Origin of the sequence: Vibrio sp. MM46 (assembly GCF_027587135.1) — a bacterium.
GTDB classification, from domain to species: domain Bacteria; phylum Pseudomonadota; class Gammaproteobacteria; order Enterobacterales; family Vibrionaceae; genus Vibrio; species Vibrio harveyi.
Map to the genome: position 1 here is coordinate 76,752 of NZ_JAPPTO010000023.1, position 24,809 is coordinate 101,560.

The 24,809-nt window shown below is 44.5% G+C and carries 21 protein-coding genes, 1 rRNA gene and 1 other annotated feature; of the genes, 11 read left to right on the forward strand and 11 right to left on the reverse strand.

The window, feature by feature from the left end:
• Nucleotides 1-91 precede the first annotated feature (91 nt).
• On the reverse strand, nt 92-1,576 hold the full coding sequence (locus OH459_RS21760) for a carbon starvation CstA family protein (protein WP_005447938.1): 1,485 nt from the start codon (nt 1,574-1,576) through the stop codon (nt 92-94).
• Nucleotides 1,577-1,892: 316 nt separating this feature from the next.
• On the opposite strand from OH459_RS21760, the gene OH459_RS21765 reads away from it, so the two are divergent.
• Together OH459_RS21765 and OH459_RS21770 are read left to right on the forward strand one after the other, a co-directional pair.
• A complete protein-coding gene (locus OH459_RS21765) occupies nt 1,893-2,234 on the forward strand; it encodes a DUF2799 domain-containing protein (RefSeq protein ID WP_049534733.1) in 342 nt (113 codons plus the stop codon).
• Between the two features lie 110 nt (nt 2,235-2,344).
• Nucleotides 2,345-2,674, forward strand: coding sequence for a hypothetical protein (locus OH459_RS21770; protein WP_269988697.1), 330 nt, complete (start codon nt 2,345-2,347; stop codon nt 2,672-2,674).
• An 86-nt stretch (nt 2,675-2,760) separates the two neighbouring features.
• Here OH459_RS21770 and murQ read toward each other — a convergent pair whose 3' ends face one another.
• Both murQ and OH459_RS21780 read right to left on the reverse strand, forming a co-directional pair.
• A complete protein-coding gene (gene murQ / locus OH459_RS21775; RefSeq protein ID WP_050923220.1) occupies nt 2,761-3,687 on the reverse strand; it encodes an N-acetylmuramic acid 6-phosphate etherase in 927 nt (308 codons plus the stop codon).
• A 64-nt stretch (nt 3,688-3,751) separates the two neighbouring features.
• Complete coding sequence (locus OH459_RS21780) at nt 3,752-4,864, reverse strand: anhydro-N-acetylmuramic acid kinase (RefSeq protein ID WP_026138182.1); 1,113 nt, start codon at nt 4,862-4,864, stop codon at nt 3,752-3,754.
• 100 nt (nt 4,865-4,964) lie between these two features.
• On the opposite strand from OH459_RS21780, the gene nagZ reads away from it, so the two are divergent.
• The 3 genes from nagZ to tyrA all read left to right on the forward strand — a co-directional run bounded on the left by nagZ (nt 4,965) and on the right by tyrA (nt 8,413).
• Nucleotides 4,965-5,948 (forward strand): beta-N-acetylhexosaminidase, encoded by a 984-nt coding sequence (nagZ, locus tag OH459_RS21785; protein ID WP_269988700.1) that lies wholly within the window; start codon nt 4,965-4,967, stop codon nt 5,946-5,948.
• Between the two features lie 239 nt (nt 5,949-6,187).
• Entirely contained in the window at nt 6,188-7,261 is a 1,074-nt protein-coding gene (locus OH459_RS21790; protein WP_050933859.1) for a 3-deoxy-7-phosphoheptulonate synthase, read from the forward strand.
• 24 nt (nt 7,262-7,285) lie between these two features.
• Entirely contained in the window at nt 7,286-8,413 is a 1,128-nt protein-coding gene (tyrA, locus tag OH459_RS21795; RefSeq protein WP_269988703.1) for a bifunctional chorismate mutase/prephenate dehydrogenase, read from the forward strand.
• 79 nt (nt 8,414-8,492) lie between these two features.
• Here the strand turns inward: tyrA and OH459_RS21800 are convergent, their stop codons facing one another.
• The 3 genes from OH459_RS21800 to ettA form a co-directional block, all read right to left on the reverse strand.
• Nucleotides 8,493-9,494, reverse strand: coding sequence for a M23 family metallopeptidase (locus OH459_RS21800; protein ID WP_009699373.1), 1,002 nt, complete (start codon nt 9,492-9,494; stop codon nt 8,493-8,495).
• A gap of 29 nt (nt 9,495-9,523) precedes the next feature.
• Nucleotides 9,524-9,892 (reverse strand): PilZ domain-containing protein, encoded by a 369-nt coding sequence (locus OH459_RS21805; protein WP_009697646.1) that lies wholly within the window; start codon nt 9,890-9,892, stop codon nt 9,524-9,526.
• Between the two features lie 257 nt (nt 9,893-10,149).
• A complete protein-coding gene (ettA, locus tag OH459_RS21810) occupies nt 10,150-11,817 on the reverse strand; it encodes an energy-dependent translational throttle protein EttA (RefSeq protein WP_005447952.1) in 1,668 nt (555 codons plus the stop codon).
• 375 nt (nt 11,818-12,192) lie between these two features.
• Between ettA and sltY the strand changes: the two genes are divergently transcribed.
• Complete coding sequence (gene sltY / locus OH459_RS21815) at nt 12,193-14,139, forward strand: murein transglycosylase (RefSeq protein WP_269988706.1); 1,947 nt, start codon at nt 12,193-12,195, stop codon at nt 14,137-14,139.
• A 13-nt stretch (nt 14,140-14,152) separates the two neighbouring features.
• Nucleotides 14,153-14,455 (forward strand): trp operon repressor, encoded by a 303-nt coding sequence (gene trpR / locus OH459_RS21820; RefSeq protein WP_005447954.1) that lies wholly within the window; start codon nt 14,153-14,155, stop codon nt 14,453-14,455.
• Between the two features lie 93 nt (nt 14,456-14,548).
• On the opposite strand, the gene yjjX is transcribed toward trpR, so the two are convergent.
• The 5 genes from yjjX to OH459_RS21845 form a co-directional block, all read right to left on the reverse strand.
• A complete protein-coding gene (gene yjjX, locus OH459_RS21825; protein WP_005447955.1) occupies nt 14,549-15,082 on the reverse strand; it encodes an inosine/xanthosine triphosphatase in 534 nt (177 codons plus the stop codon).
• A gap of 24 nt (nt 15,083-15,106) precedes the next feature.
• Nucleotides 15,107-16,285, reverse strand: coding sequence for a prephenate dehydratase (gene pheA, locus OH459_RS21830; protein WP_005447956.1), 1,179 nt, complete (start codon nt 16,283-16,285; stop codon nt 15,107-15,109).
• A 13-nt stretch (nt 16,286-16,298) separates the two neighbouring features.
• Nucleotides 16,299-16,420: a sequence feature (Phe leader region), on the reverse strand.
• 108 nt (nt 16,421-16,528) lie between these two features.
• Nucleotides 16,529-16,855, reverse strand: coding sequence for a ribosome hibernation-promoting factor, HPF/YfiA family (gene hpf / locus OH459_RS21835; RefSeq protein WP_005447957.1), 327 nt, complete (start codon nt 16,853-16,855; stop codon nt 16,529-16,531).
• A 360-nt stretch (nt 16,856-17,215) separates the two neighbouring features.
• On the reverse strand, nt 17,216-18,700 hold the full coding sequence (locus OH459_RS21840) for a lytic transglycosylase F (RefSeq protein WP_009697650.1): 1,485 nt from the start codon (nt 18,698-18,700) through the stop codon (nt 17,216-17,218).
• A 121-nt stretch (nt 18,701-18,821) separates the two neighbouring features.
• Nucleotides 18,822-19,550 (reverse strand): outer membrane protein assembly factor BamD, encoded by a 729-nt coding sequence (locus OH459_RS21845; RefSeq protein WP_005447960.1) that lies wholly within the window; start codon nt 19,548-19,550, stop codon nt 18,822-18,824.
• Nucleotides 19,551-19,686: 136 nt separating this feature from the next.
• Here OH459_RS21845 and rluD point away from each other — a divergent pair, with 136 nt between their 5' ends.
• The 4 genes from rluD to OH459_RS21865 all read left to right on the forward strand — a co-directional run.
• Nucleotides 19,687-20,664, forward strand: coding sequence for a 23S rRNA pseudouridine(1911/1915/1917) synthase RluD (gene rluD, locus OH459_RS21850; RefSeq protein ID WP_005447961.1), 978 nt, complete (start codon nt 19,687-19,689; stop codon nt 20,662-20,664).
• A gap of 1 nt (nt 20,665) precedes the next feature.
• Nucleotides 20,666-21,394, forward strand: coding sequence for a peptidoglycan editing factor PgeF (pgeF, locus tag OH459_RS21855; protein ID WP_269988709.1), 729 nt, complete (start codon nt 20,666-20,668; stop codon nt 21,392-21,394).
• A 146-nt stretch (nt 21,395-21,540) separates the two neighbouring features.
• Nucleotides 21,541-24,114, forward strand: coding sequence for an ATP-dependent chaperone ClpB (gene clpB, locus OH459_RS21860; protein ID WP_005447963.1), 2,574 nt, complete (start codon nt 21,541-21,543; stop codon nt 24,112-24,114).
• A gap of 562 nt (nt 24,115-24,676) precedes the next feature.
• Nucleotides 24,677-24,809 (forward strand): 16S ribosomal RNA (locus tag OH459_RS21865); the annotation flags it as partial.

Genomic DNA, 24,809 nt, shown 5'->3' on the forward strand with positions numbered 1-24,809 from the left:
GTAGAAGAGAAACAAAAAGAGCCTGCGGTGGGCAGGCTCTTGGTTTTATCCAGTCATTGATAATGAATCGGTTAGCAAGCGAAGGTATTCATTATGCAGTTTCTGAAGCAGCTTGTGGTTTCTCTTCGTCAGCAAGCTCAGTCTCACCTTTACCTTTAGAGATTTTAATTACGTAGCCAGCAGCGGCTAGTGAGAACAGAATACCTGCGATGGTCGAGATTTGCATTGGCAGACCAAAGCCTAATGTACTGTTGTTTAGAATGAACGTAACACACACGGTTGTCATGAAGACCGCTGGGACAGTCGTGATCCAGTGGAACTTGTTGTGGCGTAATAGGTAAGCCGATGCAGTCCAAAGCATCATTACTGCTGTTGTTTGGTTTGCAAAGCCGAAGTAGCGCCAGATGATACCGAAATCTACTTGAGTCAGAACGCCACCGATAACGAATAGTGGTACAGCCATTAGAAGGCGGTTACGTAGTGTTTTTTGTTCCATACCGAAGTATTCAGCAAGAATCAGACGGCTAGAGCGGAATGCTGTGTCACCTGATGTGATTGGCAGAATTACAACACCTAGGAAGGCAATCACACCACCGAATACACCTAGTAGACCAAATGAAGCACTGTATACCACGTTACCAGGACCACCGTTTTTCACTGCTTCTGCAAGACCGTCAAGCGTACCGAAGAAAGACAGAGCGATAGCACACCAGATTAACGCGATAACACCTTCACCAATCATCGCACCGTAGAAAACGAAGCGACCGTTTTTCTCGTTTTCCATACAACGAGCCATCAGTGGTGACTGAGTTGCGTGGAAGCCAGAGATAGCGCCACATGCGATAGTGATAAACAGCGCTGGCCATAGAGGCATGTCGTTAGGGTTCAAGTTAGTGAACATATCGCTTACTTGGAAATCACCCATCACTGTGTGTTCGCTAGAAAACGCGACAGCTGTCATCAGACCAACAGACATGAAGATCAGTAGTGCGCCAAACAGTGGGTAGAAGCGACCAATGATTTTATCAACTGGAACAATTGTAGCGATGATGTAGTAAGCGAAAATCAATACAACCATCGTTGTCATGCTGACGCTTAGGCTAGTTTGGTCGTTAATTAGGTTCGTGATCATGCCAGCAGGCGCAGATACGAATACCACACCAACAAGAAGCAGCAGGACAATGGCAAAGATGTTCATAAAGTGTTTTGCGCCATTACCTAGGTAGCGACCTGTAATCGTTGGTACTGATGCACCACCATTACGAACAGAAAGCATGCCTGAGAAGTAATCGTGTACTGCACCTGCAAAGATACAACCTACAACAATCCACAACATAGCGGCAGGACCGTATAGGGCACCCATGATTGGACCGAAAATAGGACCAACACCAGCAATGTTGAGTAGTTGAACAAGGTAAACGCGTTTGGTTGACATTGGAACGTAGTCAACACCGTCGGTTTTTGTATGGGCAGGAGTTTGGCGATTCTCATTGATACCGAAAACTTTCTCAACGAAAGCACCGTAGATGAAGTATCCGCCGATAAGGGCTGCGACACAGGTTAGAAACCACATCATAGCAATTGTCCTTGGTTTATTAGGTAGGGTAATTTTTTAAGCTCAGGATGTATGGTATTCGCCTCTTTTGTTAAGTGCATTCGCTCAGTGGATGAGTGGTCGAATAGAGAAGCGAGTGGTCGATATAAAGATTAAGTGGTTTTATCGTTTGCTTAGTGGTAGCACGATGGGCTAAGTGGTTCTATTCACCATTGAGTGGCTGTGATTAATGGTAAGTGGTTACCTCAAGAGTTAAGTGGCGAAATCGACAGATAAGCGGAACATCACGGGCTTTAGTGGTAAGCTTGTTTGGAAAACAACTAGTTAAGGAAGAATCATGAAAAAGGCAACGTTAGGTTTGGCGCTGGCTTTATTGGCAGGCTGTGTGGCGACCACGGAAGAATTAGCGCAATCTGGTGATTGGTATCAGATCGGTTATCAAGATGGCATTGCAGGGCATACTTCTCGTACGGTGAAAGAACTCAATCAACTCGGTAATGCTAAGCAAGGTGACTACGACCAAGGTTATCTCGAAGGGGTGACGGAATACTGTAATCCTGATTTCGCTTACCAGATGGGATTGTCTGGTCAGTACTATGAAGGTGTATGCGAAGGCACACCACAAGCGCAGAAGTTTCGAATGGAATGGCAACGCGGTTGGAACGAATACAGTAACTAGTTCTGTTTCATAATCAAGACAGCAATTTGCCCTGTTAATCTTCTGACATTTGAATTTTATCGCTTTGATGTACTGATATGATTAGATTCAATCAGAAGTGAAATAGAAGCATGAAAAAAGTCTTTTTGGTCGTATTAGCACTGTTCCCTTTGACCGTTGGCGCAACCAATGTATTGAAAGAGTCGATCAAGATGAAGCGAAAGTATGACCATGACAAGCATCATATAACCAACACCATCAATCACACTAAGCGTAATATCAAAGAGATCACCGATGGCACTTATGTGGAGAGCCGGGTTAAGCGCAAGGTAAACAATACCACTAGCAAGTACACCAATAAGGTCGACCGTGTGAAAAACATGACGAATCCTGATCAAATCAAGCGCAAAGCGAATGACAAGCTTAACCAAGAGTTTGATGAGTGGCTATATGAAGACTGATTCTTGATATCAGAATAAGAAAGGAGACCTTGAGGTCTCCTTTTTGTTTTTCTTGTGTTGGTCAATCTGGTTAACCATCTCACCCGTTATTTTGGCTGGTGACTTTCAACGGCTTTACGTAAGAAGCCATCTTGATGATGCAGATGCGCACGAGCTGAATCGATATCAAGATCGGTCAGGATCATCAAGATCGCCAGTTTTACTTCATAGTCTGTTTGCTTAAGTACTTCGGTTGCTTGTTCTTTGCTGCAATCGGTCGCTTGCATAACGATGCGTGCGGCGCGCGCTACCAGTTTGTTGTTGGTCGCTTTCACGTCGACCATCAGGTTTTGATAACTCTTACCTAAACGGATCATGCTCGCTGTGGTCAGCATATTCAGAACCAGCTTCTGCGCGGTTCCTGATTTTAAACGTGTTGAACCGGTTAAAGCTTCAGGACCTACGACAGGACAAATGGCGATGCTAGCGATCTCTGCAATTGGTGAGTCTGGGTTACAAGACAGTGCCACTGTCGTCGCACCTATCTCGTTGGCGTACTCCAAACCACCAATCACGTAAGGTGTGCGTCCACTAGCGGCGATGCCGACCACGACATCATGACGAGTGAACTCGATGTCTTTCAAATCTTGTTCACCTAAAATTGGAGAGTCTTCTGCGCCTTCTTTCGCTTTGAGGATGGCTTCTGGACCACCTGCAATCAAGCCAACCACCATCTTGTCAGACACACCAAATGTTGGTGGGCATTCTGATGCATCAAGCACCCCTAAACGACCACTGGTGCCTGCGCCCATGTAAACCAAACGACCGCCTACCTTAAATGCATCGGTGATTTTATCTACCGCGAGGGCGATCTCCGGCAACGCTTTCTCAACGGCAAGTGGAACGAGTTTGTCTTGTTGATTAAGACGCTGAACAATATCCAGAGATGGTAATAAGTCGATGTCCATCGTATCTGGGTTGCGACCTTCTGAAACAAGGTGAGCGAGAGCGGCAATAAGCGCGTCATTTGTCATAGTGATTTAAGCCTTTTGAATACTGAATTCGTTTCATCTTTAAGCTGTATTTAGAACAACTCATTTAGTTTTTAGGATAGAGCACACCGAGTGAAGCAAGACGACTTGCCCCTGTCACTTCTGGCAAGTTGCTTGGCAATCCATGAACGTGGCGCTGTGCAAGCCAAGCAAAAGCCATGGCTTCCATATAGTCTCCGTCGACACCCTTGTCGTTGGTTGTTGCGACTTGCCACTGAGGGAGAAGGGCTGCCAAACGTTGCATCAATAGTGGGTTTCTTGCTCCACCACCACACACTAAAAGCTGAGGCTTTTGACCATGAGTGAACTTTTCCACTTCGACAGCAATGGTCATTGCCGAGTATTCGCAAAGTGTGCGTTGTACATCTTGTACAGAGACACGGTGATTCGTTAGCTGTTGATGTAACCAATCGATATTGAACAGTTCTCGCCCTGTGCTTTTAGGCGGTGGCATCGCAAGATAAGGAGCCTCCAACAGTTGAGCCAGTAAAGCTGCATTGATCTTACCTTGCAGAGCAAATTGGGCGTCTTTGTCGAAGCCTTGTCCAGTATTCTGCTCACACCATGCGTCCATCAACATATTACCCGGACCGGTGTCATAACCAATCACCGGCTGCTCGGGATGTAATACAGAGATATTGGCAATACCACCGATGTTAAGCACTACCGTTGTGGAGTCTTGCATCGCAAAGATGCTTTTGTGAAACGCAGGAACAAGTGGTGCACCTTGTCCACCTAGCGCCATGTCTTTGCGTCGAAAATCTGCCACGGTATCAATACCGGTTTTGACCGCAATGATGTTGGCATCACCCAGTTGAGTGGTGAAGGGCAGATCGCCAGTTGGCTGGTGGAAAACGGTTTGACCATGATTGCCAATGGCTCGGACTTGCTCAGCGGAATAGCCAGATTTATTCAGTAGTTGTAATACGGCATCGGCAAACAAATGCCCGAGTTGGTGGTCCAGTTCGCCAAGTGCTTTCAGGTTAGTGTCTTGTCCTGTGCAAATCGACAGAAGCATTTGTTTAATGTGAGGCGGCATTGGGTAATCATCGTGCGCAATTAGGCAAACATGGTCATTTTCAATTTCTACCAGTGCCGTATCCACACCGTCCATGCTGGTTCCAGACATTACGCCAATGTACAGATTGTTAAGATTCACAGCCGATTCCGTCAATTCTTCGATTCACTTATTGTAAAGCAATTCTGAAGCGAATAACCTCATCGAATACGAGATATTCAGCCGATTTTGAGGAGAAACAATGGGACCGTTATGGGTTGATGTTGCAGGCTACGAACTGACTGCAGAAGACAGAGAAATTTTGGAACATCCAACGGTTGGTGGTTTGATTTTATTTACACGTAACTACCACGACAGCAAGCAGCTTCAAGCTCTTACCCAGTCTATCCGTAAAGCGGCGAAACGTCCGATTTTGATTGGTGTTGACCAAGAGGGCGGGCGCGTTCAGCGTTTCCGTGAAGGTTTCTCTCTCATTCCAGCGGCTGACGAATATGCCAAGCACCAAAATAGTGAGGAACTGGCACGCATGGGTGGTTGGTTGATGGCTGCAGAGCTGATAGCTCATGACATTGACCTAAGTTTCGCGCCTGTGCTGGATAAAGGCCATCAGTGTAAAGCGATCGGCAGTCGAGCTTTTGGTGAGGATATGGACACAATTTTGCGTCACAGTTCTGTTTACATGCATGGCATGAAGAGTGTCGGTATGGCAACAACAGGTAAGCACTTTCCTGGTCATGGCGGTGTGATTGCTGATTCACACCTAGAGACTCCGTACGATGAGCGCAGTGATATCTTTGAGCAAGATATGGCTATTTTCAAAGCGCAAATCGATTCCGGCATCTTAGATGCGATGATGCCTGCTCATGTCATTTTCCCCAATTATGATGATCAACCTGCAAGTGGTTCAGAGTACTGGTTAAAACAAATCTTGCGCCAACAACTTGGTTTTAAAGGTTTGATCTTCTCTGATGATTTGACCATGGAAGGTGCCGCAATTATGGGTGGTCCTGCCCAGCGAGGCATACAGGCATTAAAAGCAGGTTGTGACATGCTATTAGTTTGTAACAAGCGCGATGCACAGGTGGAAGTACTCGATAACCTGCCAATTACTTCCGTTCCTCTTGCTGATGCCTTGCTGAAAAAACAAAACTTTACACTAAGCGAGTTAAAATTGTCTCAAGAGTGGAAAGACGCTACTGAAGCCATGAAGCGATTGATTGGTTAGCCATGTAAACCTTGAGTATTGGTTTACTTGGGGGGATACGTAAACTGTCGAAAACACCTATTTTAAGCCGAAGTGCCCTGCATTTCGGCTTTTTCTTTGTGTGTAAATTTAAGTTTACATTGAATGTTTTTTATTGTGTACGCTTGTATTTCTTTTGTAGCCTGTTATCTTGTCGATAAAGCTTAGTTGTCTCACCAAGGAATTGGTTGGGTGTAAACAAAAATATACAGGTCGAAGTTATGCAAAGAAGTGAATTGAGCAACATCAACATCAGCGAAGAACAAGTACTGATCACGCCTGAGGAGCTAAAAGTTAAGCTTCCTTTGAGTGAAAAGGCACGTCGTTTCATTCAAGAGTCTCGTCAAACCATCGCTGACATCATTCACAAGAAAGATCATCGTCTGCTTGTTGTATGTGGACCATGTTCTATTCATGACGTAGAGGCAGCGAAGGACTACGCTAAGCGCCTAAAAGCCCTTTCAGAACAACTAAGCGACCAACTGTATATTGTAATGCGTGTTTACTTTGAAAAACCTCGAACCACGGTTGGTTGGAAAGGTTTGATCAATGACCCACACCTAGATGGTAGCTTCGACATTGAACATGGTTTGCATGTTGGTCGTGAACTGCTGGTTGAATTGGCAGAGATAGAAATCCCGCTAGCAACAGAAGCTCTTGACCCAATCAGCCCACAATACCTTGCGGATACTTTTAGCTGGGCGGCGATCGGTGCTCGCACAACGGAGTCACAAACTCACCGCGAGATGGCAAGTGGTCTTTCTATGCCTATTGGTTTTAAGAATGGTACGGATGGTAGCTTGGCAACTGCTGTTAACGCGATGCAAGCGGCTTCTTCTAGTCATCGTTTCATGGGAATCAACCGTGAAGGCCAAGTGGCACTGCTAACGACACAAGGCAACCCAAATGGTCATGTCATTTTACGTGGAGGTAAGCAAACCAACTACGATTCAGTATCAGTGACTGAATGTGAGCAAGAAATGGCGAAGTCTGGTCTCGATGCTTCGCTGATGGTGGACTGTAGCCATGCGAACTCGCGTAAAGATTACCGTCGTCAGCCATTGGTCGCAGAAGATGTGATTCATCAAATCCGTGAAGGAAACAAGTCAATCATTGGCTTGATGATTGAGAGCCATATCAATGAAGGTAATCAATCTTCTGACCTGCCACTCGAAGAGATGAAATACGGCGTATCGATCACCGACGCATGTATCAATTGGGATTCAACTGAGGCACTATTACGTCATGCACACGAAGAGCTGGTGCCTTTCTTAGAGAATCGTCTAAAAGGCTAACAACACGGGATTTAAGGAACATCAATGGCAGTTGAACTTAACGCATTACGCGATCAGATTGATGCAGTCGACAAGCAAATGTTGGAGCTATTAGCTCAGCGTTTGGCTCTAGTAGAGAAAGTAGGGGAAGTAAAAAGCGAACACGGTTTGCCAATTTATGCCCCAGATCGTGAGGCGGCAATGCTGGCATCACGACGAGCTGAAGCTGAAAAAATGGGGATTCCTCCACAACTGATTGAAGACATTCTTCGTCGAACAATGCGTGAGTCTTATGCCAGCGAGAAAGATTCCGGTTTTAAGTGTTTGAACCCAGAATTGCGCTCAGTGGTTATTATTGGTGGTAATGGTCAGTTAGGTGGTCTGTTTGGTCGAATGTTTAAGCTGTCTGGTTACCAAGTTAAAGTGCTGGGCAGTAAAGACTGGGATCATGCAGACGACATCTTGGAAGATGCTGGGCTGGTGGTGGTTACTGTTCCGATTCACCTGACAGAAGGTGTGATTGAAAAGCTAGGCAATCTACCAAAAGACTGCATTCTTTGTGACCTGACTTCCATCAAGTCTAAACCATTGCAAGCAATGTTGAATGTGCACCAAGGTCCGGTTGTTGGTTTACACCCTATGTTTGGTCCAGATGTACCAAGCTTAGCGAAACAGGTAATTGTGTACTGTGATGGTCGTGGTAACGAACAATACCAATGGCTATTGCAACAGTTTGGGATTTGGGGCGCAAGCCTGTGCCAAATTGATGCGCAAGAGCACGATCATGGCATGATATTGATTCAGGCGCTGCGCCACTTCACTTCGTTTGCTTACGGTATGCACCTAAGTAAAGAGAATCCAAACATTGAACAGTTGTTAAAGTTGAGCTCACCAATTTACCGCTTGGAGTTAGCGATGGTAGGGCGTTTGTTTGGTCAAGATCCAAACCTCTACGGTGACATTATTCTCTCGTCGCAAGAGAACATCGATATGATTAAGCGATTCCACCAACGTTTTGGTGAGGCGCTGAGCATTTTGGATAGCAAAGACAAAGCGGAATTTGTTGAAAGCTTTGAACAAGTCAGTGATTGGTTTGGTGAGTACTCTCAACAATTTATGAACGAGAGTCAGAATCTGCTAAAACAAGCGAATGACAATATCCATCGTGGATAAACACCGATTTGATAGATAAAAAGAGCAGCCCTGAGGCTGCTCTTTTTATATGTGAAGTGAAGAAAAAGAGCGCAAAACCTTAGTTGGTTGCGGTTCCTGTCTTATCTTCGCTTGATACGGTGCTGATGCTAGTATCACGGTAAGGTGAGTTAGTCAGATTGATTTGCAGACGAACGACATTATCAATCAATTGAACCAATGGTCCCCATTTCACCTTTTTCTCTTTCTCGAATGCGTAGTTGAAGTTTTCTGGTGTCCAATCCATCAGATATTGAGGATTCAACGCACGACCTAAGAAGCGCACCTCATAATGTAAGTGTGGTCCAGTTGAGTTACCTGAATTACCACATTGTGCAATCACATCACCTTTACTTACGAACTGACCACTTTTCACTTTAAAACGGTTTAAGTGGGCAAAAGAGCTCGAGAAACCAAAAGAGTGACGCAGAGTTAGGTAGTTGCCGTAACCTCTGTTACTTGGTCGTACTGTCTCCACAACCCCATCGGCTGGAGCCAGGATCTCTTCACCGCGTTTGCAGGTGAGATCGATACCGGTGTGAACATGACGTTTACCAGAAATAGGGTTAATACGACTGCCATATGAAGATGAAATACGTTGGTAGGTCATCGGGCTGTCGTTTGGTATCAAGCGAAACATGGTGGCTCTGACCGCTGAGTCTATCGCAGCTGCATCGATCCGCTCTTCTAACGCGAGATTGCTTTCTTCACCTATTAACTCTTCATCTGCCAAGCCGAGTACGGATTCAACATCAAATACGCGCTTCCCGAGAAGTTGTATTTGGTTATTTTTGTCCGTCAGAGACTGAGATAATGAATGGTTGGTGTCCAACTGCTCTTCGTACAATGCAGTGATTTGTGCTTTCTCGCTCTCAAGCTTTGCGATGGTCTGGTTTAATGTTTGTGCGTCATGAACCTGTTTTTGGTTCATATACCAAGCGCCACCAATGACAGCCGGTAGCGCAATGACCGATGCGCAAATGGTTAGGATCGAAAGGCGACCCAAATGAAATTGCTGATTCCCATCTTTGGTTGGGATCTGCATGATGATTTTTCTAGACATGATTATTGTTACTAAAGCAGGCGTTCAGTTTATTCTTCCCCTAAATCCGAAAGGTGTTCTAACTCTCGATTTAGGAGCTCGTTATTGCCTACATTCAATTCTATGAATCGTTTTAATTGGCTAATACTGTCGATGTCTATGTTGCTGATCTTTAGCCGAACTTCATTGTCTGCAATTGAAATGACGTCAGCATTTAATCGCATGGTTTGCTCTGATTGAATAAACGAAAAACCGACTTCTACGGGCTGTAATAAATTCAGTTTTTTTGCATCTTCAGCTTTTAATAACAAGCCATGTAAAGAAAGGTCTTGAATGGTAGCTGGTATTACCAAATCTCTCTGTTCAATTAAGGCTGGTACTTGGTAGATGATGCGTGAAAAGCGTCGTCTTTCCGTCATAGAGCTTTCTCGTAAAGTGTCAAACAATGGCAAGACTATACCAAATAGAACAAAAAATGTTCGATTTTTGTGTTTGAAATGTCGAAAATGCTACAGAGTTATGCTGGCTAAAGGTTAGGCTCTTTACATGCTACAAGGGCATTTGAGCTATTTATGCAACACATACAACAAAGGTCGCTATGATAGCGACCTTTGTACGAATTACAAGCAAAGGTGAGATGTAAGGTGAAATACCGCACATCAACCTACGGTCGAAATTACTTCGATACGCGCTTGTATTTGATACGGTGTGGCTCAGCCGCTTCAGGACCAAGCGTCTTCTTCAGCCATTCCATGTACTCGTTATAGTTACCTTCGTAGAAGTTAACTTGACCTTCATCGCGGTAGTCGATGATGTGTGTCGCGATACGGTCTAGGAACCAGCGGTCGTGCGAGATAACCATTGCACAGCCAGGGAACTCTAGTAGAGCTTCTTCTAGCGCACGTAGTGTTTCAACGTCAAGGTCGTTGGTTGGCTCATCGAGTAATAGTACGTTACCGCCAGCTTTAAGAAGCTTAGCAAGGTGTACACGGTTACGCTCACCACCAGACAGTTCGCCGATAATCTTCTGTTGATCTGAACCTTTGAAGTTGAAGCGAGAACAGTAAGCACGTGCAGGAATTTCGAAGTTGTTGATCTTGATGATATCAGCGCCTTCAGAAATTTCTTGGAATACGGTGTTCTTGTCGTTCATTGAGTCGCGGAACTGCTCAACAGACGCTAGCTTCACGGTTTCACCTAGCTCAATCGTACCTGAATCAGGCTGTTCTGTGCCGCTTAGCATCTTGAATAGGGTCGATTTACCAGCACCGTTGGCACCGATAATACCTACGATTGCACCCTTAGGCATGCTGAATGATAGGTCATCAATAAGAACGCGACCGTCGAATGATTTCGTCAGGTTGTTCACTTCGATAACTTTATCACCTAGACGCTCACCTGGTGGGATGAACAGCTCGTTGGTTTCGTTACGTTTTTGGTGGTCAGTGTTTTGCAGCTCTTCAAAGCGCGCCATACGTGCTTTAGACTTCGCTTGACGACCTTTAGGGTTTTGACGAACCCATTCAAGTTCTTTCTCAATGGTCTTTTGACGAGCTTTTTCTTGAGATGCTTCTTGTTGTAGACGTGCATCTTTTTGCTCTAGCCAAGACGTGTAGTTACCTTCCCATGGAATACCTTCACCACGGTCAAGTTCTAGGATCCAACCCGCAGCGTTATCTAGGAAGTAACGGTCGTGGGTAATCGCAACTACAGTGCCTGTGTAATCAACTAGGAAGCGCTCTAGCCATGCAACAGACTCAGCATCCAAGTGGTTGGTTGGTTCGTCTAGTAGTAGCATGTCTGGCTTCTCTAGAAGAAGACGACAGATAGCAACACGGCGACGTTCACCACCAGATAGGTTTGCAATCTTTTGATCCCACTCAGGTAGACGAAGTGCATCAGCCGCACGCTCTAGCGCGTTGTCTAGGTTATGACCGTCTTTCGCTTGAATTAGCGCTTCTAGTTCGCCTTGCTCTTTTGCAAGTGCATCGAAGTCTGCGTCTGGTTCTGCATACGCAGCATATACCGCATCCAAACGCTTCAGCGCGTCTGCAACATCAGATACCGCTTCTTCAACCACTTCACGAACGGTTTTTGATTCGTCTAGTACTGGCTCCTGAGGTAGGTAACCTACGTTTAGACCAGGTTGTGGACGTGCTTCACCATCGATATCAGTATCGATGCCCGCCATGATACGTAGCAGAGTTGATTTACCCGCACCGTTCAGACCTAGAACACCGATTTTTGCACCTGGGAAGAAGCTTAGAGAGATGTCTTTAAGAATTTGACGCTTAGGTGGCACGATTTTGCTCACCCGCGACATGGTATATACGTATTCAGCCATTGCCGATCGTTCCTAAATTAACTGTCATTCAAAGCGTCTATTTTATACCAACTCCTTGAGTTTTGTTACCGCATTGCAAGAAATTCGCCGCTCATGTGATTTCTTCTTCATTGCTGACCGGAAACTCACAACTTTAGGGTATACACTTTTCTTGTTCATCCTTAATTCAATGTGCTGCGATTCATCAGGAAGAATGGATTGTTGGGAATCTATTTGTCTTTAAGGGTTCTAAAGTTTCACGAGTACAACATTTATTACATCAAGTCGCTTTACAATGAGAACTTAATACGGTGTAAATAGATGCATATGCTTTATGACTTACTACGCTTTGTATTCTTCATTAGTAAGGCATGGAGTGATAAACGTCTGAGGAAAATGACGCACATGAGATTCAACGTATCTGAATTGGCTAAAAGAGTATGTTATGCAGCCGCTTTATGTGCGGTTAGCGTATCAGCAAACGCTGCGCTGAGTTTAGAAAAGCAGCGCCAGGTCTATGAACAAGCTCAAGACCTATTAGATAAGAATGACATTGATGGTTACTTATCTATCCGTTCAAAAATCGCCAACTATCCACTGACTCCTTATGTGGATTATCGGGTGTTTCTGAGGCAATTATCGAGTAAGTCTCCACAACAGGTAGACGAATTTATTAAAGACCATGAGGCTTTTCCATTCTCACGTCGAATTCGTGCCCCTTACTTAGATAACCTTTATCGTCAGAAAGATTGGAAAACCATTACTGAGTTTCAGAGAGTGGAACCAAGTGGTGAGCGCTATCAATGTATTTTTTACGTCGCCCAATTAAATCAAGGCAAACAAGTGGCTGCGTTCAAAGGTGCAGAACACATGTGGTTGCGTGGCAGCAGCATTGCAGATGAGTGTGACCCACTATTCTCTGCGTGGGATAAAGCGGGTGAGCGCTCTGATGAACTTATCTTACAACGCATGTTGCTGGCGTTTGATGCGCGTAACGGTGGTTTATTGAGTTACCTACAAAAACTGCCTAAATCAAGCAAGGCGCAGCAGCAAGCCAAAGCAATGAAGGCACTGTTTGATAAACCAGAAACGGTCGCTGCATTTGCTAAGAAACAACCTGCTAATGATTTCAACCGTGCTCAAAGTGAATTCGCGTTAGAAAAACTAGCGCGTAAGGATACAAAAAAGGCGCAAGACGCTTACGCAATCGTTGTGAAAGGACAGAAGTTTTCACCAGAGAAAGCACAAGCATTAGCTGACTATATTGCGATTCGTTTGATTCGTACCGAGTCAGATTCGTTGGCTCAATGGCGTGATGATAAGACGAAATCGAGTAAGAATTTACCCTTGATTGAAAGCCGCATTCGTTTATCGATTCAAAATGGTGATTGGAAAGGGGTACAGAAGTGGATTGCAGTTTTAAATGAAAAAGAACAAGCGACGCTTCGGTGGCAATACTGGTTAGGACGCAGTGAGATGGCGTTGGGTGATAAAATCGCGGGCAAACAGCGCTTGGCTAAATTGGCGGGTCAACGGAATTTTTATAGTGTTGCTGCAGCGAATGCGATTGGTCAGTCGATTAAGTATCCATCGAGTACCGTGAAGCTCGATAAAAAGGTTGTTCAACCTTACCAAAAATCGTTAGTGCGAATTGAAGAGTTGATTGAAACCGACAAAATTGCTGCTGCCAAAAGTGAATGGGCACATTTGCTGCGTCGTGTTGGTAAAGAAGAGAAAAAGATGTTGGCGGCTTATGCTGCTTCTAAACGTTGGCATAATTTAACGGTAACAGCGAGTATTCAAGCTAAAATGTGGGACAACATACCTCTGCGTTTTCCTGTCGCTCACCGCTGGTGGTTTAATTTCTATGCCGAGAAACATAACATCGATCCTATTACTATGATGTCTTTGGCTCGACAAGAAAGTGCACTGGACTCTGAGGCTCGCTCACCCGTTGGCGCTCGTGGCTTGATGCAAATTATGCCTGCAACCGCGAAGTACACTGCTCGTAAATATAAGCTTAAATACCAAGGCACGGAAGACTTGTACAATGTAGGTAAGAATATTGAAATCGGTAGTCATTACTTACAAGGGTTAATGGAGGATTACGATAATAATCGTATTTTTGCGCTCGCCGCTTATAATGCAGGACCTAACCGAGTAAAAACGTGGCGAGAGCGAACCCAAGGAAAAGTGGACGCTTATTCCTTTATTGAAGCGATTCCGTTTAAAGAGACTCGCGGTTATGTGCAGAACATTTTGATGTTTGAAACGTATTACCGTGACCTTTTAGGTGTCGATGGTGCGTTCTTGACCCCAAATGAGATCAATACCAAGTATTGAGTGAGGTAACTTGATGTCACACGAACCTGAGTACAAAGACTGGCAGCAGATTGTTGAATTGATCCGCTCAAGTGTGGATAACCAGCAACATGAGATGTTGTTGACCATGCTAATGACACCGGATGAGAGAGAATCACTCACCGCACGTGTGAACATTCTGAATGAATTGCTGAAAGGTGAGCTTTCTCAACGTCAAATCAGTCAAATGCTGGGGGTTGGCATAGCAACGATCACTCGCGGCTCAAATGAGTTGAAGTCAAAGTCGGAAGTCGATAAGGACAAACTCAAGACGTTGCTCGAGCAAGGTGCTCAGTAAGGTCGTTTGAGTTTCTATATCATAGACAGTAAAAAGGGCGGAAAAACCGCCCTTTTTAATTCGTGTATTATTTAGCCATGAGTCTAAAAGCAGTTATAAATTCGCAGGGAAGTGCTCGGGATTCGTAAATGGAATCAACGCCAGAATCAAAGCTTGATGATACACCGAGCTACGAGTCAGTTGGTTTTGAGTTAGCAACCCAATTGCACCGCCTTTCTGTTTGATGTTGTCGGTACCAAAAACTTCATCCATCACATCACCAAGTTCATTGGCATGTTTAAGCTTCTGTAGTACTTCTGGTGGCAACATCAAGCTTGCAGAGCGAGATTCCCCGCGATGCGTATCAGATTCAATCACCATCCAAGCAAATGTGACTTTCCCTTCAATACCTGCTTCTAAACCGACATAAAAATCGGCATTCGTTATTTCGGCTTTAGCGTTACGAACGCGATTCAGAGCTCCGAGATGTGTTTCATCATTTGTCATTGGCTGATCTGCGACTTCACTTGGAACGCTGACCCCAATGAATTCAAACTTCTGCTCAGGGAAAGCGCTGTGAAAAGCACTCTCTACGGCTTTGATTTTCGCTGGGTTAAGTGATGCGATAACGACTTTTTGGCCTGCCATGATCTTTTTACCTACGGATGTCTTTTAGCTCAGTTTAACTTGAGTCGGTTTCACATTCTCACTTGGATAACAGCCTAGTACTTTCAAGTGCTTAGTGATTTTAGTTAGCTCATCAATTGCCTGTTGCATTTCGTTCGAACCAAGATGAGATTCAAGGTCAACGTAGAACATTTCTTCCCATGGGTTACCCATGATTGGACGTGATTCTAGTTTGGTCATATTGATGCCGTAACGTTGAAGTACCAATAGCGTTTGAACCAGTGAGCCTGCTTCTTGAGAAGTCGACATGATCAGTGTGGTTTTTGCAGGGATCTGTGTCGATACTTCTACTGGTTTACGCGCAACTACGATAAAGCGTGTGTGGTTTTCGGTTTGGTTTGCGATATTGCCCTGAATCGCTTGTAGACCATAAAGCTTACCGCTTGAAGCATTACCGATTGCCGCTACATCATCACGATTGAGCTCTTGCACTTTTTGCATCGCATCTGCAGTACTTGCACAAGATTCTAGTTTCACGCCTTTCATGCGACTCAGGAACTCGCTGCATTGTTGGTGTGGTTGTGGATGAGAGTAAAGCGTTTTGATGTTCTCAAGACGAATGTCTTTGGTTGCCACCAAGCAATGTTCAATTGGTTGAGTCAGTTCACCAACGATGTACAGCGTTGTGTGTTGCAGTAGGTCGTAGACTTCATTGATCGAGCCTGAACTGGTGTTTTCAATTGGCAGCACACCATAATCAGCATGACCTGATTCGACCGTTTGAGTCACTTCTTTGAAGTGTTCACAGTTGAGTTCAATTAACTCTGTGTTCTTGCGGCTGAAGTATTCGCGACTTGCAAGGTGTGAGTAAGAGCCTTTCGCACCAAGAAAAGCGACACGAGCAAGTGGCTTACGGCTTTGCTGTGGGTTAACAAGGTTTTGTAGGTAGCTTTGTTGAAGAAGGACCGAGTCTTCAATGATGGTATGGAAAAGTTTGGTGATGTACTGAGCGTCGAGTTCGTATTTATCACGACCATTGGTGATCAGTTTTACTAGAAGCTGTTGTTCACGGACGGCATCACGAACAGGTTTCGAAGTTTGAACTTTGCTTTTAGCGACTTCAATGCTGAGCTTACGGCGTTCGGACAGCAGGCTTAATAACTCGTCATCGAGTTCATTCAAACGTAAACGAATTTCTTCCAGGGAAATAGGTTGGTCAGTCATCAATTCTTTCCTTATAAAAAAAGCCCCCCGATTTGGGAGGCTTTCTGTTTGTTTTTGACTTTTCTTTCACAAACGAGTTAGCCCCTCCAACTATGGAAGGAAAAAGAAGTCAAAAAGAAACAGGTTAGTTGAGTGCATAAATAGTGCTTAATTTGTGAGTGTTTAAACACAATAAGCAAGCAGGCGGGGAGCGTCAAGCAAAAAAATAGCGCCTTTCGGCGCTACTTTCTCAATCTGGACGTTTTACTCTTCTTCTTCCACTAGCTCAGGCTTATTCGCACGTCGAGCTTCAGGTTTGTGGGTCAGCTTATTCAGTTGTCGTTCTAGTTTTTGCTCCACTTCATTAATAGCTGCGTAAAGATCTTCGTGAGTTGCTGAGGCGATTAGCTGGCCTTTAGGAACTTTAATAACGGCTTCGAATTTCTTCTGTTTGTTTGGTTCCTCGCTGAATGTTGCTTGGCATCCAATGATGTCTACTTGCCATTTCTCCAGCTTTTTAAATTTGCTCTCAATATGAGCGCGGATTGCAGAGGTGATTTCGATGTTTTTACCAGTAATGTTCATTGTCATAAATGTTTTTCCTCTGTTTCATCCCTCATGGGTTGAGTTCAGATTACCGCTTTGAGGAGAAAAGAATGTGATCTAGATCGCTTTTTTGGATGGGTTTTTCGAGATGAAAAATGAATGTGATCTCACTCAAGAACTGCTGAGATTTATGTGAAAATTGCTTGTTATCGGATTCGAAATCATTAGATTGGATAGAGTACTGAGCTGAAAACTAACCCGTTTTTAGGGGAGTTATACGGCCTGTAATTCTAGTTAGTTAAAAATTAACCAGATCAAAGATGTGAATCAGATCACTCTTAAAGTGCACAATAAGTTAGATTCAAAAACGCCGCTCAACAAATGAGCGGCGTTTTTGGTTTCTAGCTAGTGTGTTTTCAATTGAGGCGTTTGGCTGACGCTGCGCAATGGCGTCATAAAGACAGGGTCATCAGGCACAAGCAGAACATTATCGAGAGTTTTTGCTAGGTCGAGACTTTCTAACTGTTTGTAGATCACGTAGTAGCGGTTCACATTCGTTACGTACCTGATGGTTTCCCCTAAGCTTCTACGTGTTACGACCTCCACATTATTGAACCATACATTCGGATCGTAACCTTGCTGAGCGGCACGTTTACGCATTCTCTCAATGTTTCCAGGTCCAGCATTGTATGCAGCTAACGTTAAGTAGAGCTTGTTCTCTTTAGTTATGTTGCTATCACTGAAGTAATACCGGCGAAGAAACGCTAAGTATTTCACCCCTGCATGAACGTTGTTCTCTAGATTACGGACATTCTTAATGTTCACATTAGGGTCACTCGCCGTACTCGGTAAGATTTGCATAATACCAACGGCACCACGGCTTGATACTAGACTGTTATCGAACCCTGATTCCTGATAGGCCACCGCTGCGATGAGGAGGTAGTCAAAGTCGTACTTCTCCCCATACTTAGCAAACAGTGATGAGAGCTTTTCAAGCTGAGCAATCTTTTTGGGGTTCAGTGCTTTGTTGAGCCAATTGGTGTTATCGATGTATTTTCCATAAATGACGTTGCCCAGTAGTGTTCCTGACTTGGAAGTTTGGATGAACTTGTTGACCGCTTTTCTTAGCTCCGGGCTGTTATGGCGCATGGCCCAACCAATTTCACCCCCTTCTCTAATCGGAATCTTGGTGTGTGCTCGGATGTCATCCATAAAGTTCATCCACAGCTTGGCTTTGTGGCTATCAAGTACGATAGCTTTGATATAGCCATTGTTTAGCATTCCTACCAGTTCATAGTCTTGCAGCGTCTCTTCAATAAAGTGTACCACCACTGGTGGTAAGCCTTTTTTATTAAGCTGTTTGTTTAATACCTGAATGCTCTCGAAATAACTTGAACTGGCACGAACCCAAATTTCTTTGCCACTCAGTTGTTCAATCTTCGTCATTGCTGGTGTTTTTTTGTTAGTGATGACCCATTCTTCAATCCCTGTAATAGCAGGATCGCTAAAATCGACCAGCTTCTTGCGTGCATCGGTAATGGTGAGATTGGCAACCACTAAATCCCCTAAACCTTGCTCAAGAGAAGGTAGCAACTCATCGCGTGAAACTGGGATAATTTGAATGTTGAGTTTTGGTTTGAGCTTACGGAGCTCTTTTTCGAAATGAGCCAATAGTTCTGCACCAATGCCTTTTGGTTCTCCACCTTCTATGTAATAGAAACCAAGGTCGGCAGACACTAATACGCGTAAAACATTTTTCTCTTTAATGACATCCAGATCCCCCGTGTAAGGTGGTTGTCTAAGAGGGGAGAGCTCAAGAGAAAAGCTCGATGCTGAGAGTAGAAGCAGCAATCCTATCCATAACTTTGATAATGTCACGTTCACATCCATGTTGATGGTGAAGGAGAACTTTAAGCATAAGTAGCGCTCAAAAAATCATCAAGTTAGCGGGTGGAGCAAAAATAAGAAGGGAAAACAAAACCGCCACAGTTTGAGCTGTGGCGGTTGAGGATTAGTTTGCTGGGTTTAGCTTGATAAGCTCTTCCGTTCTGGCAACGGCGTCATCCAGTTTCAACTGTTTGTAAGCTTCTAGTTGAATCTCAAGCGACTTGCGAGCTGCTTCTGTATCAGGGAAAGTCTTTTGAAGCTCTTGAGAACGGTTAATCGCCGCAATCCAAGCTTCACGACGCAAGTAGAAATCTGCTGTCGCAAGATCGTAGTTTGCAAGACGGTTCTTCAGCGCCACCATGCGTTTCTGTGAATCTTCCGCGTATGGGCTGTTCGGGTAACGCTCTAGCAGTTTTTTGAAATCATCAAATGCTTTCTTAACGGGCTCTGGGTCACGGTCACTGCGATCAACGTTAAATAGGTCATGCATGAAGTTACGATCTTGTGCCATGTGGCTCAAACCACGCATGTACAATACCCAGTCCATTTTTTCATGAGTCGGGTTCAAACGCATAAAGCGAGAAATAGTTGCTAGACCGAGTGCTAGGTCGTCGTTTTTGTAGTACGCGTAGATAAGGTCAAGTTGTACCTGCTCAGAGTAGGCACCAAACGGGTAACGCGAATCCAAAGCTTCTAATTTCTCGATGGCAGAAAGCCAGTTACCGCTTTGCAGAGAAGTTTGCGCGTCTGCATACAGTTCAGAAGGTGGCACATCAGGAACGATTTCTTCTTTGCTTGCACAGCCAAACAGAAGGGATACCGCTAAAAGGCCTGTTAAAGTCTGATGTTTCATATCAGGAGTCTGTTCCTTGAATCTAAATATTTCTTAAGCTGCCGTTACTTTCTTTCCAGTAACAGATACAATGACGTAATAGTCTATTTTTCCACAGTCGTGAGCATTAGTCTCACAGTTTTTAAAAAAGTTCGATATGGCTCAGCAGATTGTTTTAACCAACACCGTAAAAGATAGCCAGTTAGGTCAACGTTTAGACCAAGCTATCGCCGAATTGTTCGCGGACTTCTCTCGTTCTCGCTTGAAAGAGTGGTTGCTTGACGGGAAGGTACAAGTGAATGGTGAAGTTGTCACTAAACCTCGCACCAAAGTAATGGGTGGTGAGGAAATTACCTTGCAAGCCGAGCTGGAAGATGAAGAACGCTGGGAAGCACAAGATATCCCGCTAGATATCGTCTACGAAGATGAAGATATCATCGTAATCAACAAGCCTCGTGATTTTGTTGTACACCCAGGTGCGGGTACACCAGACGGCACAGTACTAAACGCATTGCTGCATCACTACCCAGACATCGCCGAAGTACCTCGTGCAGGTATCGTACACCGTCTAGATAAAGACACCACTGGTCTGATGGTGGTTGCGAAAACTGTTCCGGCACAAACTCGTCTGGTTCGCGCTTTGCAAAAACGTAACATCACCCGTGAGTACGAAGCGATTGCAATCGGTCGTATGACGGCGGGTGGTAAAGTGGATCAGCCAATTGGCCGTCACTCGACTAAGCGTACGCTAATGGCAGTTGCGCCTCTGGGTAAACCGGCGGTAACGCATTACCGTGTTGCAGAGCATTTCCGTGAACACACACGTATCCGTCTTCGTCTAGAAACCGGTCGCACGCACCAAATCCGTGTTCATATGTCTTACCTACAGCATCCGCTACTCGGTGATACTGCTTATGGCGGTCGTGCTCGTATCCCAACAGGTGCATCGGAAGAGCTAACAGCCATGATTCGTGGTTTTGATCGTCAAGCATTGCACGCGGTAATGCTACGTTTCGAACATCCTATCACTGGTGAAGAGCTAGAGTTCCACGCTCCAGTTCCTGATGACATGGTAGAGATGACAGAAGCGCTGCGTAAAGATACAGAAGAGTTCGGTCTACCTGACGAGTTCTAATATGAAGACGATTGTTCCCAATTGGTCCGCGCCGAAAAATGTTAAAGCTTTCGCCTCTACAAGAGTCGGAGGCTTTTCGACTTCGCCATATCAAGGGTTGAACCTTGGTACGCATGTTGGGGATGATGCGTCTATAGTAGAGAAGAACCGTAATTGGTTGGCGCAACAAGCGAATATGCCAAATGCGCCAATTTGGTTGAATCAAACTCACTCTACTGTGGTAGCTCAAGTAAGCACACCAACAACACAAGTACTTGACGCTGATGGTGTGTTTACTTCTTCAAATAATATTGTCTGTTCTGCGATGACTGCAGATTGTTTACCTGTTCTATTAACCAATACACAGGGCAGCCAAGTGGCAGCCGTGCATGCTGGTTGGCGCGGTTTAGCAAATGGTATTGTTGAAAATGCACTAGCGCTATTTTCTGGTGAAGTAATAGCGTGGCTTGGTCCTGCAATTGGACCTCAAGCATTTGAAGTGGGTGAGGATGTCTTACAATCCTTTTTAGATTTTGACTCTCAAGCGCATCAAGCATTTACACCTCGTAATGTTGAAGGTAAGTGGCTGGCTGATATGTCCAAGCTTGCAACTCAACGTTTTAACAAAGCTGGGGTCACTCAAGTATTTGATTCCGGATTGTGCACTTTCCAAAATAGAGAAGATTTTTACTCATATCGTCGTGATGGTGTGACGGGTAGACAAGCGACTTTTATTTGGATCGAGGACTAACCACTACAACCCAAAAGTACAAAGATGCATAGCTTCATTTTTGCAAAGCTATCTTTATTAATTCTCTCCCTTGAAATTCCCTCTCTGCGTATCCATCTTTCTAACTGTCAAAAGAATTTTCTTCAGTTGAGGTTAGGAAGGAAGATATGCGTCTTGATAGATTCACAAGCAAGTTTCAAATCGCTATCTCTGATGCTCAGTCACTAGCGTTAGGGCGCGATCATCAATATATCGAACCAGTGCACCTAATGGTGGCATTGCTTGATCAGAACGGTAGCCCAATTCGTCCACTGCTAACAATGTTAGATGTCGACGTGACTCATCTACGCTCTAAATTGAGCGAAATGTTAGATCGACTGCCTAAAGTCAGTGGCATCGGTGGTGATGTTCAGCTGTCTAGCTCTATGGGTACGCTTTTCAATTTGTGTGACAAAGTGGCTCAAAAGCGTCAGGACTCCTACATTTCCTCCGAAGTCTTCTTGCTTGCAGCATTAGAAGACCGTGGTCCACTTGGTCAGTTATTGAAAGAGATGGGCTTGACCGAGCAAAAAGTGAGTCAAGCGATCGAAAAGATCAGAGGTGGCCAAAAGGTTAATGACCCGAATGCGGAAGAACTTCGACAAGCGTTGGAAAAGTTCACCATAGACCTTACTGAACGTGCAGAGCAGGGTAAGTTGGATCCGGTTATTGGTCGTGATGACGAAATTCGTCGTACCATCCAAGTATTGCAACGCCGTACTAAAAACAACCCTGTAATCATTGGTGAACCAGGCGTTGGTAAAACAGCAATCGTAGAAGGTTTGGCTCAGCGCATCATTAATAATGAAGTTCCAGAGGGGCTACGTGGTCGCCGAGTGCTTTCATTAGATATGGGCGCACTTGTTGCGGGCGCGAAGTACCGTGGTGAATTTGAAGAGCGCTTGAAGTCGGTATTGAATGAACTAGCCAAAGAAGAAGGCAACGTCATTCTGTTTATTGATGAGCTTCATACTATGGTTGGTGCAGGTAAAGGTGAAGGCTCTATGGATGCCGGTAACATGCTAAAACCAGCGCTGGCTCGTGGTGAACTTCATTGTGTGGGCGCTACAACACTAGATGAATACCGTCAGTATATAGAGAAAGATGCTGCGCTTGAGCGTCGTTTCCAAAAAGTGCTGGTGGATGAGCCAAGTGTTGAGGATACCATTGCAATTCTGCGTGGTTTAAAAGAACGCTATGAGCTTCACCATCACGTAGAAATTACAGATCCGGCGATTGTTGCGGCGGCTAGCTTGTCGCATCGTTATGTTTCTGATCGTCAACTACCCGACAAAGCGATCGATTTAATTGATGAAGCCGCTTCTAGTATTCGTCTACAAATTGACTCTAAACCAGAGTCGCTAGACAAACTTGAGCGCAAAATCATTCAACTGAAAATCGAACAGCAAGCGCTGAGCAACGAGCATGATGAAGCGAGTGAAAAACGTTTGGATGTGCTTAACGATGAGTTGAACGAGAAAGAGCGTGAGTATGCAGAGCTTGAAGAAGTGTGGAATGCTGAAAAAGCAGCGCTATCAGGTACGCAACATATTAAAGGTGAGTTAGAACAAGCTCGTATGGATATGGACTTTGCTCGTCGTGCTGGTGACTTAAACCGTATGTCTGAGCTGCAGTATGGACGTATTCCTGAATTAGAAAAGCAATTAGACCTAGCAACTCAAGCAGAAATGCAAGAGATGACGCTACTGCGTAATAAGGTTACTGACAATGAAATTGCAGAAGTGCTTTCTAAGCAGACGGGTATTCCTGTTTCAAAAATGCTTGAAGCAGAAAAAGAGAAATTACTCCGTATGGAAGATGTTCTGCATAAACGTGTCATTGGCCAGGCTGAAGCGGTTGAGGTGGTATCGAATGCTATCCGTCGTAGCCGAGCTGGTTTATCCGATCCAAATAAACCAATTGGTTCCTTCTTATTCTTAGGTCCAACAGGCGTAGGTAAAACAGAGCTGTGTAAGACACTCGCTAGCTTCATGTTTGATAGTGAAGATGCCATGGTACGTATCGATATGTCAGAGTTCATGGAGAAACACTCTGTGGCAAGGCTGGTTGGTGCGCCTCCGGGTTATGTCGGCTATGAAGAGGGGGGCTACTTAACTGAAGCGGTTCGTCGTAAACCTTATTCCGTCATCTTATTAGATGAAGTAGAAAAGGCTCACCCTGATGTGTTCAATATTCTACTGCAAGTATTAGATGACGGACGCTTAACTGACGGACAAGGTCGTACGGTGGATTTCCGTAACACGGTCGTCATTATGACATCGAACCTAGGTTCGGCTCGTATTCAAGAGAACTTTGCTACTCTGGATTACCAAGGAATCAAGAATGAGGTGATGGATGTTGTAAGCAAACACTTCCGTCCGGAGTTCTTAAACCGTGTTGATGAAAGTGTCGTCTTCCACCCACTAGGTCAAGAACACATTAAATCTATTGCGTCTATTCAACTAGAACGTTTGGCTAAACGTTTAGAAGAAAAAGGCTACCAATTTGAGGTATCTGATAAAGCCCTCGATTTGATCGCCCAAGTTGGCTTCGACCCAGTATATGGTGCACGACCTTTAAAACGTGCAATTCAACAGAATGTAGAAAACCCATTAGCGAAGTCGATTTTGGCTGGAGAGATATTACCAGACAAGAAAGTACAGCTGATTGTTAGCAATGACCAAATCATTGCTCATCAATAATTGCATTGATGCACTGAAAAGTGGGATAAAGTTCAAACTTTAGGGGGCAATAGCCCCCTTTTTAATACACTTTTATTGAGTTTTGTTTGTTTTCTATACGAACGAACTAAAAAGCCAAGTTTTTTTGAAAAATAGGCTTGTGTTCCTTAGGGAACTCCCTATAATGCGCCTCCGTTGTCACGGGAAAGCAAGCTAAGCGAAACCGAGATGACAAGGTCAGTGAGTTAGAAGTTAACTCACAGAGAAATAACTTAAAAAAGTGTTTGACACGGCAAGTTATCTCGCTAAAATGACCGTCCGCTTTGAAGAGAACTTCAAAGTCTGCTCTTTAAAAATAAGAACCTATCAATCTGTGTGGGCACTCGTTGATGATAATCCAATTAGAAGCTTCGGCTTCAAATTAGGTTTCAATGAAACGAAGTGACCAATCAAGTCTTCGGACTTGGCACAGTCAATTCATTATCGTTCTGTTGGAATGATAATAGCTTTAAAATTACATTAGTAGTTTTGAAGTCAGTATTCATTGAGCCTCTCCCTATTTATTTAGGGAATCAAAAACTTTAAATTGAAGAGTTTGATCATGGCTCAGATTGAACGCTGGCGGCAGGCCTAACACATGCAAGTCGAGCGGAAACGAGTTATCTGAACCTTCGGGGAACGATAACGACGTCGAGCGGCGGACGGGTGAGTAATGC

Excerpts from the sequence above, each read along its gene's own strand:
- pgeF (WP_269988709.1), top strand. The coding sequence starts at position 20,666 with ATGAAGACGATTGTTCCCAATTGGTCCGCGCCGAAAAATGTTAAAGCT.
- OH459_RS21770 (WP_269988697.1), top strand. The coding sequence starts at position 2,345 with ATGAAAAAAGTCTTTTTGGTCGTATTAGCACTGTTCCCTTTGACCGTT.
- rluD (WP_005447961.1), top strand. The coding sequence starts at position 19,687 with ATGGCTCAGCAGATTGTTTTAACCAACACCGTAAAAGATAGCCAGTTA.
- murQ (WP_050923220.1), bottom strand. The coding sequence starts at position 3,687 with ATGACAAATGACGCGCTTATTGCCGCTCTCGCTCACCTTGTTTCAGAA.
- yjjX (WP_005447955.1), bottom strand. The coding sequence starts at position 15,082 with ATGGCAGGCCAAAAAGTCGTTATCGCATCACTTAACCCAGCGAAAATC.
- OH459_RS21790 (WP_050933859.1), top strand. The coding sequence starts at position 6,188 with ATGCAAAGAAGTGAATTGAGCAACATCAACATCAGCGAAGAACAAGTA.
- pheA (WP_005447956.1), bottom strand. The coding sequence starts at position 16,285 with ATGACTGACCAACCTATTTCCCTGGAAGAAATTCGTTTACGTTTGAAT.
- sltY (WP_269988706.1), top strand. The coding sequence starts at position 12,193 with ATGACGCACATGAGATTCAACGTATCTGAATTGGCTAAAAGAGTATGT.
- nagZ (WP_269988700.1), top strand. The coding sequence starts at position 4,965 with ATGGGACCGTTATGGGTTGATGTTGCAGGCTACGAACTGACTGCAGAA.
- clpB (WP_005447963.1), top strand. The coding sequence starts at position 21,541 with ATGCGTCTTGATAGATTCACAAGCAAGTTTCAAATCGCTATCTCTGAT.
- OH459_RS21840 (WP_009697650.1), bottom strand. The coding sequence starts at position 18,700 with ATGGATGTGAACGTGACATTATCAAAGTTATGGATAGGATTGCTGCTT.
- OH459_RS21805 (WP_009697646.1), bottom strand. The coding sequence starts at position 9,892 with ATGACGGAAAGACGACGCTTTTCACGCATCATCTACCAAGTACCAGCC.
- ettA (WP_005447952.1), bottom strand. The coding sequence starts at position 11,817 with ATGGCTGAATACGTATATACCATGTCGCGGGTGAGCAAAATCGTGCCA.
- OH459_RS21845 (WP_005447960.1), bottom strand. The coding sequence starts at position 19,550 with ATGAAACATCAGACTTTAACAGGCCTTTTAGCGGTATCCCTTCTGTTT.
- OH459_RS21765 (WP_049534733.1), top strand. The coding sequence starts at position 1,893 with ATGAAAAAGGCAACGTTAGGTTTGGCGCTGGCTTTATTGGCAGGCTGT.
- OH459_RS21800 (WP_009699373.1), bottom strand. The coding sequence starts at position 9,494 with ATGTCTAGAAAAATCATCATGCAGATCCCAACCAAAGATGGGAATCAG.
- hpf (WP_005447957.1), bottom strand. The coding sequence starts at position 16,855 with ATGACAATGAACATTACTGGTAAAAACATCGAAATCACCTCTGCAATC.
- trpR (WP_005447954.1), top strand. The coding sequence starts at position 14,153 with ATGTCACACGAACCTGAGTACAAAGACTGGCAGCAGATTGTTGAATTG.
- OH459_RS21760 (WP_005447938.1), bottom strand. The coding sequence starts at position 1,576 with ATGATGTGGTTTCTAACCTGTGTCGCAGCCCTTATCGGCGGATACTTC.
- tyrA (WP_269988703.1), top strand. The coding sequence starts at position 7,286 with ATGGCAGTTGAACTTAACGCATTACGCGATCAGATTGATGCAGTCGAC.